The organism is Fluctibacter halophilus (assembly GCF_020687825.1).
GTDB lineage: Bacteria > Pseudomonadota > Gammaproteobacteria > Enterobacterales > Alteromonadaceae > Fluctibacter > Fluctibacter halophilus.
Genome location: NZ_JAJEWP010000001.1, coordinates 936,059 through 950,496, shown reverse-complemented (window position 1 = coordinate 950,496; position 14,438 = coordinate 936,059). Strand labels below are relative to the sequence as shown.

General features: G+C 51.9%; 14 protein-coding genes. 5 read left to right on the top strand and 9 right to left on the bottom strand.

The annotated features are described in order from the left end of the window. Positions 1–186: 186 nt before the first annotated feature. From LJ739_RS04425 to sdhC, 4 genes are read right to left on the bottom strand one after another with little or no spacing between them, the layout of a single operon-like run. Complete coding sequence (locus LJ739_RS04425) at positions 187–897, bottom strand: succinate dehydrogenase iron-sulfur subunit (RefSeq protein WP_229157384.1); 711 nt, start codon at positions 895–897, stop codon at positions 187–189. Positions 898–911: 14 nt separating this feature from the next. Continuing rightward, positions 912–2,681: a succinate dehydrogenase flavoprotein subunit gene (gene sdhA, locus LJ739_RS04420; protein ID WP_229157383.1), complete on the bottom strand. Its 1,770-nt coding sequence runs from the start codon at positions 2,679–2,681 to the stop codon at positions 912–914. Next, complete coding sequence (gene sdhD, locus LJ739_RS04415) at positions 2,682–3,029, bottom strand: succinate dehydrogenase, hydrophobic membrane anchor protein (protein WP_229157382.1); 348 nt, start codon at positions 3,027–3,029, stop codon at positions 2,682–2,684. Further along, the gene (gene sdhC / locus LJ739_RS04410; RefSeq protein WP_229157381.1) at positions 3,023–3,397 is read right to left on the bottom strand and encodes a succinate dehydrogenase, cytochrome b556 subunit; all 375 of its coding nucleotides are present in this window, start codon (positions 3,395–3,397) and stop codon (positions 3,023–3,025) included. The genes sdhD and sdhC overlap by 7 nt, the downstream gene beginning before the upstream one ends. A gap of 421 nt (positions 3,398–3,818) precedes the next feature. Here sdhC and LJ739_RS04405 point away from each other — a divergent pair, with 421 nt between their 5' ends. Together LJ739_RS04405 and LJ739_RS04400 are read left to right on the top strand one after the other, a co-directional pair. Beyond that, a complete protein-coding gene (locus tag LJ739_RS04405) occupies positions 3,819–5,102 on the top strand; it encodes a citrate synthase (protein WP_229157380.1) in 1,284 nt (427 codons plus the stop codon). Between the two features lie 67 nt (positions 5,103–5,169). After that, positions 5,170–5,577, top strand: a complete 408-nt coding sequence (locus LJ739_RS04400; protein WP_229157379.1) for a DUF3429 domain-containing protein — start codon at positions 5,170–5,172, stop codon at positions 5,575–5,577. Positions 5,578–5,598: 21 nt separating this feature from the next. Here the strand turns inward: LJ739_RS04400 and LJ739_RS04395 are convergent, their stop codons facing one another. The 3 genes from LJ739_RS04395 to LJ739_RS04385 form a co-directional block, all read right to left on the bottom strand. Continuing rightward, positions 5,599–7,050, bottom strand: a complete 1,452-nt coding sequence (locus LJ739_RS04395; protein WP_229157378.1) for a phosphohexomutase domain-containing protein — start codon at positions 7,048–7,050, stop codon at positions 5,599–5,601. Then, complete coding sequence (locus LJ739_RS04390; RefSeq protein ID WP_229157377.1) at positions 7,043–8,473, bottom strand: mannose-1-phosphate guanylyltransferase/mannose-6-phosphate isomerase; 1,431 nt, start codon at positions 8,471–8,473, stop codon at positions 7,043–7,045. Before LJ739_RS04390 ends, LJ739_RS04395 begins: the two co-directional genes overlap by 8 nt. 124 nt (positions 8,474–8,597) lie before the next feature. Beyond that, on the bottom strand, positions 8,598–9,560 hold the full coding sequence (locus LJ739_RS04385) for a glutathione S-transferase family protein (protein ID WP_229157376.1): 963 nt from the start codon (positions 9,558–9,560) through the stop codon (positions 8,598–8,600). A 161-nt stretch (positions 9,561–9,721) separates the two neighbouring features. Here LJ739_RS04385 and LJ739_RS04380 point away from each other — a divergent pair, with 161 nt between their 5' ends. Beyond that, the gene (locus LJ739_RS04380; protein WP_229157375.1) at positions 9,722–10,699 is read left to right on the top strand and encodes an ion channel; all 978 of its coding nucleotides are present in this window, start codon (positions 9,722–9,724) and stop codon (positions 10,697–10,699) included. Here LJ739_RS04380 and lhgO read toward each other — a convergent pair. Continuing rightward, positions 10,691–11,890 carry an L-2-hydroxyglutarate oxidase gene (lhgO, locus tag LJ739_RS04375; protein ID WP_229157374.1) on the bottom strand — a complete coding sequence of 400 codons (1,200 nt, stop codon included), beginning with the start codon at positions 11,888–11,890 and terminating at the stop codon, positions 10,691–10,693. The two genes, LJ739_RS04380 and lhgO, sit on opposite strands and share 9 nt — an antisense overlap. Positions 11,891–11,964: 74 nt before the next feature. Here lhgO and tcdA point away from each other — a divergent pair, with 74 nt between their 5' ends. Next, positions 11,965–12,756, top strand: coding sequence for a tRNA cyclic N6-threonylcarbamoyladenosine(37) synthase TcdA (gene tcdA / locus LJ739_RS04370; RefSeq protein ID WP_229157373.1), 792 nt, complete (start codon positions 11,965–11,967; stop codon positions 12,754–12,756). Here the strand turns inward: tcdA and LJ739_RS04365 are convergent. Further along, positions 12,747–13,385, bottom strand: a complete 639-nt coding sequence (locus LJ739_RS04365) for a hypothetical protein (RefSeq protein WP_229157372.1) — start codon at positions 13,383–13,385, stop codon at positions 12,747–12,749. The two genes, tcdA and LJ739_RS04365, sit on opposite strands and share 10 nt — an antisense overlap. A 118-nt stretch (positions 13,386–13,503) precedes the next feature. Between LJ739_RS04365 and LJ739_RS04360 the strand changes: the two genes are divergently transcribed. Further along, positions 13,504–14,433, top strand: a complete 930-nt coding sequence (locus tag LJ739_RS04360; RefSeq protein WP_229157371.1) for a LysR family transcriptional regulator — start codon at positions 13,504–13,506, stop codon at positions 14,431–14,433. Positions 14,434–14,438: the final 5 nt, after the last annotated feature.

Below are 14,438 nucleotides of genomic sequence, written 5' to 3'. Positions count from 1 at the left end.
GTCGTCCCTTGTAATTAAAGACTCTCAATACGATAGCTGTATTGCCACAACTATCAATGTCAGTTGCCAACAGATGACCGACAAGCGGACATCAGGTCGATTTAACAAAAAAATAGCCACCCAGTACCTGGATGGCTATTTAGACGTAACCAAATCTGCAAAAACCGACGATTGCAGGTTCGTGTTCTAAACAGCCCGTTGCAGCAGCATCGATTTAATGTGACCGATGGCTTTGGTTGGGTTCAACCCTTTCGGGCACACATTGACACAGTTCATGATACCGTGACAACGGAACACGCTGAACGCATCATCCAAATCGTTTAGACGCTCATCGGTCGCCGTGTCACGGCTGTCGATCAGAAAACGATACGCGTGCAACAGACCCGCTGGGCCAATGAACTTGTCTGGATTCCACCAGAACGACGGACAAGACGTTGAACAGCAGGCACACAAGATACACTCGTACAGACCGTCGAGCTTCTCACGCTCTTCTGGTGACTGCAAATGCTCACGGGCAGGCGGCTGTTTGTCGTCGTTGATCAGGTATGGCTTCACCTTTTCATACTGGGTGTAGAACTGGCTCATGTCGACAACAAGGTCACGTACTACCGGTAACCCCGGCAACGGACGGATGACAATCTTGCCTTTGCCCAGTGCCGACAGTGGCGTAATACACGCCAGACCATTTTTACCGTTCATGTTTAAACCGTCTGAACCACACACGCCCTCACGACATGAACGGCGGAATGACAGGGTTGGATCCTGCTCTTTCAGCGCCAGCAGTGCGTCCAGCACCATCATGTCACGGCCTTCTTCCACTTCCAGCGTGTAGTCTTGCATGCGCGGCGCATTATCGACATCGGGATTATAGCGGTAAACCGAAAATGCTAATTTCATCTTCACAACTCCCCTTAATAAGTACGGGCTTTCGGAGGGAAAGCTTCGCGCAATTTTGGTGACATGTTCACGTCACGCTTGAGCATAGACTCAGACTGTGGACGGTAAATGGAGTGACACAACCAGTTTTCGTCATCACGCTCCGGGAAGTCGAAACGGCTGTGTGCGCCACGGCTTTCAGTACGGAAGTTTGCCGCAACGGCAGTACTGAAGGCAGTTTCCATCAGGTTGTCCAGCTCCAGACACTCGATACGCTGGGTGTTGAAATCGCTGCTCTTGTCGTCAAGACGGGCAGATTTCAGACGCTCGCGGATTTCGGTCAGTTCTTTCAGACCCTGTGCCATGGCATCACCTTCACGGAATACCGAGAAGTTCAGCTGCATGCACTGTTGCAGGTCTTTCTTAATTTGAACCGGATCTTCACCTTTACCGGCTTCGGAGCTTTCCCAACGATTGAAACGGGCCATCGCTGCGTCCAGATCAGATTCGCTGGCATCACGGGCTTCGGTGTCGTCCATCGCTTCACCCAGATGCAGACCCGTTGCACGGCCAAACACCACCAGGTCAAGCAGTGAGTTACCGCCCAGACGGTTGGCACCGTGTACCGATACGCAGGCAATTTCACCACAGGCGAACAGGCCTTTAACGTGAGACTCATTGCCGTTTTCATCAACGGTCAATACCTGACCGTTCACGTTGGTTGGCAAGCCACCCATCATATAGTGGCAGGTCGGGATAACAGGGATCGGCTCTTTGACCGGATCGACGTGGGCGAAGGTACGGGACAGTTCCAGAATACCCGGCAGACGTGACTCAAGCACTTCTTTACCCAGGTGATCCAGTTTCAATTTAATGTGCGTGCCCCACGGACCTTCACAACCGCGACCTTCACGGATTTCGGTCATCATCGAACGGGCAACAACGTCACGGCCGGCCAAATCTTTGGCATTCGGCGCATAACGTTCCATGAAACGTTCACCATCTTTGTTCAGCAGATAACCACCTTCACCACGGCAACCTTCGGTTACCAGGGTACCTGCACCGGCGATACCGGTGGGGTGGAACTGCCACATTTCCATGTCTTGTACGGGAACGCCGGCACGCAACGCCATACCCACACCGTCACCGGTATTGATGTGTGCGTTGGTGGTCGATGCGAAGATACGTCCTGCACCACCGGTAGCCAGCACGACCGCTTTAGATTTGAAGTAAACCACTTCACCGGTTTCAATGTCGATGGCAGTACAACCAACAACATCACCGTCCTGGTTTTTAACCAGATCCAGTGCATACCATTCACTGAACACCTTAGTGCGGTTTTTTACATTCTGTTGATACAGCAAGTGCAGCAACGCGTGACCGGTACGGTCAGCCGCTGCGGCAGTACGGGCGCCCTGCTCGCCACCGAAGTTTTTCGACTGGCCACCAAAAGGACGCTGATAGATTTTTCCGTTTTCAAAACGGGAGAACGGCAAGCCCATGTTTTCCATCTCAATGATGGCTTCAGGACCGGTCTTACACATGTATTCAATGGCGTCCTGGTCACCGATATAATCGGAACCTTTAACGGTGTCGTACATGTGCCATTCCCAGTTGTCTTCGTGGGCATTGCCCAGTGCGACCGTGATACCACCCTGAGCAGACACGGTGTGAGAACGGGTCGGAAAGACTTTTGACAACAGTGCACAGGATTTACCGGACTGTGAAATTTGTAGCGCGGCGCGCATACCCGCACCGCCAGCGCCGATTACAACGGCGTCGAATTCATGAACTGGAATACTCACTTACACCTCCAACAAAATAAACAGGCCAGCCGCCGCGTAGACGAACGCCAGCAGGTTCAACAGGTACTGCAGTGTGGAACGCAGACCGTGAGGCTTGACATAATCGGTCAATACCTGCCATAGGCCGATACGTACGTGCAGCATGATGGAGATCAAGGTTGCTGCGGTGAACACTTTCATACCCAGACCGGAAAACAGCTCACGCCAGATTTCGTAGGTCACGGTTGGAGTGGAGATAAAGAAATACGCCATATAAAAGGAAAACAGCGTAATCACGATAGCTGTAGCACGCAGGGTGACAAAGTCTTGTACACCATTGCGCTTAAGGCTCGCTTGATTAGTTACCATAGGACAACTCCTACCACGATGGTTAACACTATCCACAGCGCGATGATTGCTTTCGCGCTGTTGTTACCGGACTCAAGCTCTTCCCAGTGGCCTTTGTCCATGATCATGTGGCGGATACCGCCCAGGATGTGATAAATCAAAGCAGAAACGGTACCAATGGCAATCACTTTGCCAAACCATCCGTTCATACATTCCTGCACTTGTTGGAAGCCTTCACGCGACTCCAGCGCCATTCCCCACGCACCGATCACGAAAATCAGCGCGAAGAACATCGCCACACCGGTCACCCGGTGAAGAATGGAAACAATGGCAGAGGGCGGAAAACTAATCGTATTGAGTTGTAGATTTACGGGTCTTTGCTTTTTCACGATTTGTTGCCTGTACTAACCGTAGGGTTATCAATATTTATTCGTCCGGTATATCAGTGTTGCACTCAACATGCCGATGGACGATGCGAAAATCAAACGAGCGTTTTTGTTCACTTGTAAACAACTTGTATGTGCTTTGTTAAATGGTTAACAAACCTTTTAAATACCGTCATTTAACAGCTGCAAAGTATATCCAGCGTTTTCATTAATTACAATTTTTGTTCTGTAATAAAGGCTTATGATCCAATTCATTTGGTGGAAACATATACAATAGTTTAATAAACAGAATAGATATTGGGCATAAGTGCATTAAAATTGACTTGAACGGACTTTATAAGTACAAATACGCACACTTTTTTCCCTGGCAATATACCTTTTGGTCCGATTGCCACTCACGGAACCATTCTGAGGAGAGCATCTTATGGCAGATCAGAAAGCCATTCTGAAAGCAGGTGACAAAGAAATCGAACTACCCATCCTGGAAGGCACCGCCGGACACCCGGTTATCGATGTGCGCAGCCTGGGCGCTAACGGTTACTTCACATATGACCCTGGTTTCATGGCCACTGGTTCTTGCGAATCCAACATCACGTTTATCGATGGTGCCAAAGGTGTGTTGCTGCACCGTGGCTATTCCATCGAAGAGTTGGCAAGGGATGCTGACTATCTGGAAGTGTGCTACATGCTGCTGCATGACAAAACGCCCACTGCAGAAGAATATAAAACGTTCAAAAACACCATTACCCGCCACACGCTGGTTCACGATCAGGTTAATAACTTCTTCCGTGGATTCCGTCGTGATGCACACCCTATGGCAATGCTGTGCGGTACGGTGGGTGCCATGTCGTCGTTCTACCATGACGACCTGGATATCGCAGATCCTGAACAACGCCTGCGCAGTGCGTACCGCCTGGTGGCGAAAATGCCGACCCTGGTTGCAATGTGCTACAAATACAACATCGGCCAGCCGTTTGTGTACCCACGCAACGACCTGAGCTATGCAGAAAACTTCCTGAATATGATGTTCTCTGTGCCGGCCGAAAAATACCAAATCAGTGATGCGGTATCCCGTGCCATGGACCGTATTTTCATCCTGCACGCTGACCACGAGCAAAACGCATCCACCTCGACCGTTCGTTTAGCCGGTTCTTCCGGTGCAAACCCCTATGCCTGTATCGCAGCGGGTGTTGCGTCTCTTTGGGGTCCGGCTCACGGTGGCGCCAATGAAGCGTGTCTGAACATGCTGGAAGAGATCGGTAGCGTTGACCGTATTCCAGAATTCATCGAAAAAGCCAAAGACAAGAATGACCCGTTCCGTCTGATGGGCTTCGGCCATCGTGTGTATAAAAACTACGATCCCCGTGCCACGGTGATGCGCGAAAGCTGTCACGAAGTACTGGCCGAACTGAACATTCAGGATCCGCTACTGGATGTCGCCATGGAGCTGGAAAAAATCGCCCTGAGTGACCCCTACTTTGCCGAGAAGAAACTGTTCCCGAACGTTGACTTCTACTCCGGTATCATTCTCAAGGCGATCGGTATTCCCACCAACATGTTCACCTGTATTTTCGCACTGGCACGTACCGTTGGATGGATTTCTCACTGGCACGAAATGCTGTCTCAGCCTGGCCAGAAAATTGGTCGTCCCCGTCAGTTGTACACCGGTCACGCCCAGCGTCCCTACACGCCAATCAAAAAAGATTGATCCAAGACACCGTCTTAGGACTAAAAATAGCGCCGCTTGGCGCTATTTTTTTGCCCGGAGAGTGTCTATGTTACCCAAAACAGCGTTAGGGTTTGCGTTGGCGGGTCTTTTGCCGTTTGTACTTTGCCCGCTCCTCATTACCCTCGGCAGTCCCGTCACTTTGTGGCGCGACGTATTCACCGATTACAGTGCCATCATTTTGTCGTTTCTGGGTGGTATTCACTGGTGGCATGCCCTACAATCCCCTGCACCATCACCACGTCAATTGCCGTTTGCGATGTTGCCGTCGCTGGTTGGACTACTGGCACTACAATTACCTCAGGGGCTGGCATGGTGGTTATTAATGGCCAGCTTTATGCTGGTATTGGTCGCCGACGGGCTGTGGCTGAATTGGCAAAGGACCTACGCGCTGATGCGCATTGGCATCAGCGGTGTTGTGGTTGCCTGTCATGTATGGATGATTGGGCTGGCGTGAACCAGCCCACAAGGTGTTGGCCTACTGGCGAATGAGGGCCAGCAGCGCCTCGGTCTTCTCGGCCACCAACGCGGCATCGCCACGGCTTTCCACATTCAGGCGGATCACCGGTTCAGTATTGGATTTTCGCAAGTTGAATCGCCAGTTTCCGAATTCCAGGCCCACACCGTCAGTGGTGTCATGTACGTCAGCCTGGGCAGCATAGCTATCCATTACCCGTTGCAGGGCAGCGTCGGCATCATCCACCACGCTGTTGATCTCGCCCGATGACGGATAGGCAGCGATGCGTTCTTCAACCAGGGCAGAAAGGGGCTTGGCTGTTTTGGTCAGCAAATCACACACCAGTAACCACGGGATCATGCCTGAATCACAATAGGCAAAATCGCGGAAATAGTGGTGCGCACTCATCTCACCGCCATACACAGCATTTTCGGCGCGCATACGTTCCTTGATAAAGGCATGACCGGTTTTACTTTTGATCGGAATACCGCCCATCTCATTGACCAGTGCTTCCGTGTTCCAGTACACTCGGGGGTCGTAAATGATCCCTGCACCCGGCACCTGATTCAGGAAGGCCTGTGCCAGCAACCCGACAATGTAGTAGCCTTCGACAAACTCGCCCCGTTCATCAAACAGAAAACAACGGTCAAAATCACCGTCCCAGGCAATCCCCATATCCGCCTTGTGCTCGCGAACCGCATTGGCGGTATCAGCACGACTTTCCGGTAACAGAGGGTTCGGTATGCCATGGGGAAAGGTACCGTCAGGCTGATGATGAATTTTGACAAAGGTCACTGGCGCACCCGCCTGCTGCAGACCCTGTTCGATGGCATCCAACGCCTTACCCGCCGCACCATTACCTGCATTGACCACCAGCTTCAGAGGTTTCAATGCTGGCGCATCAATATAGCCCAGCATGTGCGCTACATAGGCATCCATCACCGATACGCTGCGATAGTTACCGTACGCGGTCAACGCCTGGGCGGTCAAACGTCCACAACCGGTCAGGAAAGCATTGGCGTCATAGGGTGCCGCCTGATAGGCATAGAAGCCATCCTCGACCTCAGCCATGGTTAGCTGTTCTGCCATCTGCTTGATGGTGAACAAACCGGTATCGCCGCTGATCGGCCGCGACCCCTCGCGCACCAGCTTCATGCCGTTGTAATCAATCGGGTTATGGCTGGCGGTAACTTCAATGCCACCATCGCAGTTCAGGTGGTCGGTGGCAAAATAGATTTCTTCGGTACCGGCCATGCCGATATCCAACACTTCTGCCCCGCCCTGCATCAGGCCGGCAGCCAGCGCAAACTTCAGCGGTTCGGATGTCAGTCGTACATCACTGCCCACCACCACTTTTTTAGCACCAAGATAGGTCGCAAAGGCATAGCCAATACGGTAAGCAACGTCTTCATCCAGTTGCTCGTTTAACTTGCCGCGAATATCGTAGGCTTTAAAACAGCTGATCTCAGTCATTGTCGGTCGCATCCACTCGCCCATAGCGATCAGAAAAACGCACAATATCGTCTTCACCCAGGTAACTGCCCGACTGCACCTCAATCAACTCCAGAGGCACTTTGCCGGGGTTTTCCAACGCATGCACAACGCCGATGGGAATGTAGGTCGATTCATTTTCTGTGACCAAAAAGGTTTCATCGCCATTGGTGACCTTGGCGGTGCCAGACACCACAATCCAGTGTTCAGCACGATGATGATGCATTTGAACTGAAAGCTTCTCGCCGGGCTTGACCGTGATGCGTTTGACCTGGAAGCGCTCACCGTTGTCAATAGAGTCATAGCTGCCCCAGGGACGGAACACTTCACGGTGGAATTCAAACTCGGGGCGATGCTGTTCTTTGAGGGTATTCACCACATGCTTGATGTCCTGAACTTTATTTTTGTCGGCCACCAGTATGGCGTCTTTGGTTTCAACCACCACCACATTATCCAGACCCACCACCGCAATCAGACGCTCTTCGGCGTTGATATAACTGTCATGGGTATCGTGCATCATCACATCACCGACGGTGACATTGCCTTGGGCATCTTTGCGTTGCGCCGTTTCCCACAACGAGGACCAGCTACCGACATCGTTCCAGCCAGCGTCCAGCGGCACGACCGCTGCGGCATCGGTCTTTTCCATCACCGCGTAGTCAATTGAGTCCTCCGGGCACTGAGCAAAAATATCAGCATCGATGCGCACAAAGTCCAGATCCTGTGATTCTGTTTCAAAGGCTTGCTCACACACATTCAAGATTTCCGGCGCATTTGCCTTCAGTTCTTCCAGATAGCGGCTGGCTTTAAACATAAACATACCGCTGTTCCACAGGTAATCACCGTTTGAAACATAGCCTTTAGCAGTTTCCATGTCCGGTTTTTCAACGAACTCGGCGACCGCAAATCCGGTTTCGGCCTGATCCAACTGCTCACCGCGACGGATGTAACCGTAACCCGTATGTGGACTGTCAGGTACGATACCAAAAGTAACGAGATTTCCGTCTTCAGCCAGTCGCTCGGCATGTTGTATGGCTTTATGGAATGCCTTGGTATCCTGAATCAGGTGGTCTGCAGCCAACACTAGAAGTACAGGATCCTCGCCCTGCTGACGGGCATGCAACGCTGCCAAAGCGATTGCCGGCGCCGTATTGCGCCCTACGGGTTCAAGTAAGATGCCACCGTGCTGGATATCTTGCTGACGTAATTGTTCAGCAACGAGGAAGCGATGTGCTTCGTTACAGATAACGATTGGGTCACCGGCGTCCAGGCCCTCTAGACGTAAAAACGTTTCCTGCAACATAGAGTGCTCGGAGGTTAGCGATAAGAACTGCTTGGGTAATGCAGCGCGGGATTTTGGCCATAGGCGGCTACCACTGCCACCAGCTAGTACCACAGGTTTCATGCATGCTTCCTTTTACAATAATCAATGGCTGGCTGAGTGCCACCCAGTGCATGAAAAGCATGTTATGCGAGCGCGGACCAACAATCAATTAGCACAGCCGCAAAACGCACGAATCGCGCATCTCTTAACCACCCTGATTGCGCTTTGAGGGTTGTTCTAAATCCAGCGCCGGTCCTTTAGGTACAATCTGGGTTGGGTTGATCATGGTGTGGCTAAAATAATAGTGACGCTTGATATGATCCATATTGACCGTCTCACTGACGCCCGGATATTGGTAGAGATGACGCAGATAGTCGGATATCTCCGGATAATCGGCAATACGACGACGGTTACACTTGAAATGACCGACATACACTGCATCAAACCGCACCAACGTGGTGAACAAGCGCCAGTCTGCTTCGGTCAACACATCGGCGACCAGATAGCGTTGCCCAGACAACCGGTGTTCAACCTCATCCAGTGCTGCAAATAACTGTTCAAACGCCTCTTCATAGGCCGCTTGGGTGGTCGCAAAACCGGTTTTGTAAACACCGTTGTTGATGTTGTCGTAAACGAACTGATTGATCTCATCGATGGCGTGTCGATGAGCCTGAGGATAGTAATCATCCTGATTGCCGGTTAGCCCATTGAAGGCGGAGTTGAACATGCGGATGATGTCCGCCGATTCATTGCTGACAATGGTTTGATGGTGCTTATCCCACAAAACGGGCACCGTCACCCGGGTGGTAATGTCCGGTTTGGCCCGGGTGTAGATTTGATGCAGGTAATCACAGCCATATAATCTATCCCCCGTAGTGCCAGGATACTCAGCAAAGGTCCAGCCGTGTTCCAGCATGTCCGGTGACACCACTGACACATCGATGTGTGCGTCCAGCTGTTTGAGGGCCCTGAAAATCAGCGTCCGGTGTGCCCATGGACACGCCAGGGATACATACAGGTGATAGCGCCCGGACTCCGGCGCAAAGCGGGCGTCAGGCGAGTCGCTGATAGCATCACGGAACTGCGATGCCTGGCGTTTAAACTTACCTCCGCTCGATTTTGTGTCATACCATTGATCCTGCCAATGGCCATCTACCAATAATCCCATCGTATTCTCCTCTTCGACGAAGTTTATAAATAGCAAAGCCCGTGACGAGAAGACAGTGCAGAGTTTTCAATAAACCCTTCGAAAAAATAACAACATCATCCGATCATGAGCACGCCTGCTACACTCAACAGTGAGGTTAGCCTAAGACAAGACCAACACGTATGCCCGACAGTCAATGCAGTTTCACAGCACCCACAGGTGAGCGGTGCAAGGAAACCGATTTAGGCAACGGATACTGCTTTTGGCACGACCCGATGGTCGATAAAGCCAACATGAAGCTCGCCGAGAAGCTTGAGTCCTATGCCCGCAAAGGCGGACTGACGCAAGGCTTGCACCTGCAAAAAGCCAACCTGGCCGGGGTAAACCTGGTTAACCGGGGCCAAGCCGATGGCTATGATTTTTCCGGCACTGATTTCTACCGCGCCAATTTGCAGCATGCCCATTTATTCAATATCACCTTGCGAGACGGGTCGTTGATGAAAGCCAACCTGTGCGAAGCCAACCTTCACTGCGCTGATCTTGAGGGTTGTAACCTGCTTGGCGTGAAACTGGCAGATGCCAGGTTGGACAATTTGCACCTGGGCAAGCGACTGGCACAGGAAAAGCAAGCCATACAATACCGCCGACAAGGTAACCATAAACAAGCCATTGACCACTTCGAACAGGCCGAAGAGATATACCGTAACCTCAAAAAGGCTGCCGAGGATCAAGGGCTGTTTCGTTTGGCTGGTCAGTACAGCTACAAAGAGCTTTGGGTCAGGCGGCACCTGTTGCCACGCTTCTCATTGCGTTGGTGGTTCTCCCATTTGGTCGATACGTTGTGTGGTTATGGCGAAAAACCGGAAAATACTGTGCTGTTTTCGATTTTGCTGATCATGTTCTGTGCGGTGGGGTACTTTCTGTTCGGCGTGAATTACTCCGGCGAGATGGTGATTTATCGCCCGGATGCATCTGTATCGGATAACCTCAACAGCTTTCTGTTGTCGTGCTATTACTCCGTCGTGACCTTTACCACCTTGGGCTATGGCGATATTACCCCGGTCGGGATCACCCGTTTCTTTGCGGTCATTGAAGCCTTTCTGGGCAGCTTTACCATCGCCTTGTTTGTGGTGGTGTTTGTTAAACGTATGTCACGCTAATCGCTCGATAACTTTCTTTGCAATCATGCTGGCAATCGGCAACGACGACGTTGCCGCGGGTGATGGTGCGTTACCCACATGCACACTACAAGGGGTTTCCTCAAAGTGGAAGTCATGCAACAACGTGCCATCCTTGAGCATCGCCTGAGCGCGAATACCACTCGGGTAGGGGGTTAAATCATTGAGCGTCAGCGATGGGTAATAACGCTGCACTTTTTGCAGGTATGCCGTGCGAGATATTGACGAGCGCCATTCACGGGCGATGTAGTTACGATGTTGCCACAACATCCGCCAGGTACCGGCAAAAGATAAACTGGTCAGTGCTTCACGCACATTCATCTGGTGTTTGTTGTAGTTTTCACGACCGGCCGAAAACACCGCATTGGGCCCGACGGTCACCTGCCCATCGATCATTGGCGTAAGGTGCACGCCCAGAAAGGGCAATTCCGGATCGGGGATGGGATATACCAGATGCCTGATCGGTTTCGCTTTTTGGGCTGGCAGCGCATAATATTCACCCCTGAACGGTACAATCTGAAAATCGGGTTTCAGACCTTGCGCACGAATAATATGGTCGGCATACAAACCGGCACAATTCACCAACACCTTGCATGAAAACCGCTGTTCCTGGGTATGGATTTGACAACCTTGCCCGGTTTCAGTGATCCCCTGTACATTTTGACCATAAATGACATCACCACCACCGTCTTTAAACAACCCCAACAATACGTGGGTCATCTGGCGATAGTCGCAAATGCCAGTGGCCGACAGCCACAATGCGCCAACACCTGCGACCTCTGGCAAACGTTGTTTGAGTTGCTGCTGATCCAGGGTTTCAATGTGTAAATCATTTAACCGGGCGCGTTCAGCCAACACTGCCATCGCCGTTAATTCTCGATCGTCGGTCGCCACCAGCAGTTTGCCAGGACGTGCCACCGGCACATTATACTGCTGACAAAAGGCAAAGGTCTGATCCAGCCCCTGGCGGCACAATCGGGCTTTCAGGCTGCCGGGCGCATAGTACACACCCGCGTGGATCACTCCGGAATTGCGACCGGTCTGGTGTTGTGCACATTGGGCTTCTTTTTCCAACACCAGTATCTTACGACCCGGTAAATGCTGCTGCAGCTCCCTTGCGGTGGCGGCGCCGACAATACCGGCACCGATCACGATGATATCCATCGCCGGCATAATCAATCACCCACATTGAAAAGTTGTCCGCCAGGCCTGATATAATGGCTTCGGATCAATTGATGAGAAATGGGATGACAGACTATAACCAACGATTTGGCGGTACACAACGCCTGTATGGCCAGGCGCAAACCGAAGCCCTGCGCACCGCACACTTCTGTGTTATCGGTATTGGTGGTGTAGGTAGCTGGACGGCTGAAGCGTTGGCAAGAAGTGCAGTCGGCACACTGACACTCATCGATCTGGATGACATATGTGTGACCAACACCAACCGTCAAATCCATGCCCTGTCCAACACCGTGGGCAGCGCCAAAGTCGACACGATGGCGCAGCGGATAGCCCTGATCAACCCCGAATGCACGCTACATGCGGTCGAAGACTTTGTGACCCCGGATAACGTCAGCGAAACATTGAGCAAAGATTTTGATGTCGTCATTGATGCCACCGACAGTATCAAAGCCAAGGCGGCCATCATCGCCCATTGCAAGCGCCATAAAATCCCGGTCATTACCGTCGGCGGCGCCGGCGGACAAACCGACCCCACCCAGATCACCGTGGCAGATTTGAGTAAAACCACACAGGATCCACTGGCGGCAAAATTACGCAGTGAGCTGCGCCGTTTTCATCGTTTCAGCACCAATCCCAAACGGCGTTTCGGTATCGAATGTGTTTACTCCACCGAGCAATTGAAGTACCCCCAACCTGACGGTAGCGTATGCCATACCAAACGGTTGGCAGATGGCAGTGTAAAACTGGACTGTAATAACGGGTTTGGCGCCTCAGTGATGGTGACCGGTACCTTCGGCTTTATCGCCGCAGCCCGTGCGATTGACAAATACCTGGCTAAAACCCTGCCTCAGGACTGACGTTGTTGTCGCCAGCGTTTGATATCCAGCCAGCTGGCAATGATTAGCCAGGTCGCCAGCAAAACAAGAATAATGCGCGGATCCTCAGCCATGCCCATAATGTCATTGCTGAACATCACGGTGACTGATACCAGCAGCAAATAGTACGGCAGGTTGAAAAGGCCCGCCAGCCACACGATACGCCAGGGAGCACCATTGGCCCCCTGACTGAACATATAGAACGCCAGGCCATTCATGTGGATCATCGCCGGCAGCAACTGTTTGAGTCGCCATTGCTGATGCCTTTGCTGCGGTCTTGCACAAACGCGGCCAAGGTAAAAATTGATCGCCGAACCAACAGTAGCCGCCGCCACCATCGCAACGGTCAGGCCGAGTACTCCCTCGAACGTAGGCGACACGGCAATCACCAACAGCACAGCAAAAAACTGTCCCGGAAAATAGAACCCAACATACATGATCGACTCAAGCAGGATGATCAAAAAAAGCACCGGCACAAACGCATCGTTCAGATAATGTTGCAGTTGCTCGAGCAATACGTCGCCGGGCGCCAATGCGCCGGATTGGGTAGCAAAATAGAAAGCGCTGGCCACCAATAACGCGCTGGCCGGCAAAAGGCTTTTCAGGTGCATGATATCCTCCACCCGTACGTTTACGGCCCGGCAAAGCTTCGAGATCATGGCTGCGTTGCAAATTGTTACGCTAACCGCTAGCATGAGAGTAACTTTCTAAAAAATAGAACAATTATCCATGTACCGGCCCAAAACGACACTGGAGCAATGGCGTATCCTACAGGCGGTTGTTGACCACGGTGGCTACGCCCACGCGGCGGAAAAGCTGAATAAAAGCCAATCCAGTCTCAATCATGCGGTGGCCAAATTGCAAAGTCAGCTTGGGGTGCAGTTGCTTGAAGTACGTGGACGCAAAGCCTACCTGACCGAAGCCGGCGAAGTGATGCTGCGACGCTCCCGTCATTTGACCCAAAATGTTCAGGATCTGGAGTCACTGGCGGCCAATATTCAGCAACATTGGGAGCCAGAAATCACCCTTGCGGTCGATCTCGCTTTTCCCCGTTCCCTGCTCTACCCGTCACTACAACAGTTTTTACCCGAGTGTCGGGGAAGCCGCCTGAAGATCATCGATACGGTGATTACCGGCACTGAAGAAGCCATTACCCAGGGCTGGGCCGATCTGGTCATTAGTCACCACGTCCCCAAGGGGCACCTGGGTGAGGTGATTGCCCAGGTCAACTTTCTACTGGTATGTCATCCTGAGCATCCTCTTAGCCAAACATCCGGTCCCATCGATCCGAACGAATTATCACAACACCTTCAACTTGTGATTGCGGATACGTCCCAATCACCGGATGAAAAACAGGGTTGGCTGAAATCAGAAGCCCGCTGGACCGTCAGCCAGTTTCACACCGCCGTCGACTTGCTGTTGCAGGGTATTGGCTTTTGCTGGTTACCGGAACACGTGGTGCAGCCTCATCTCGCAGACGGCTTACTAAAACAACTGGACCTCGATGGCAGTAGCTTCCGACGGCTGGTGTCCTATCTGGTTAAACCACGCCCTGATAACATTGGACCAGGTTCACAACTCCTTTATGATTTGATCCTGAGTAACCGACAGGTTATCCGTCAGGATGACAACACCGCAACCACGGGGAACAACCCATGACAGAT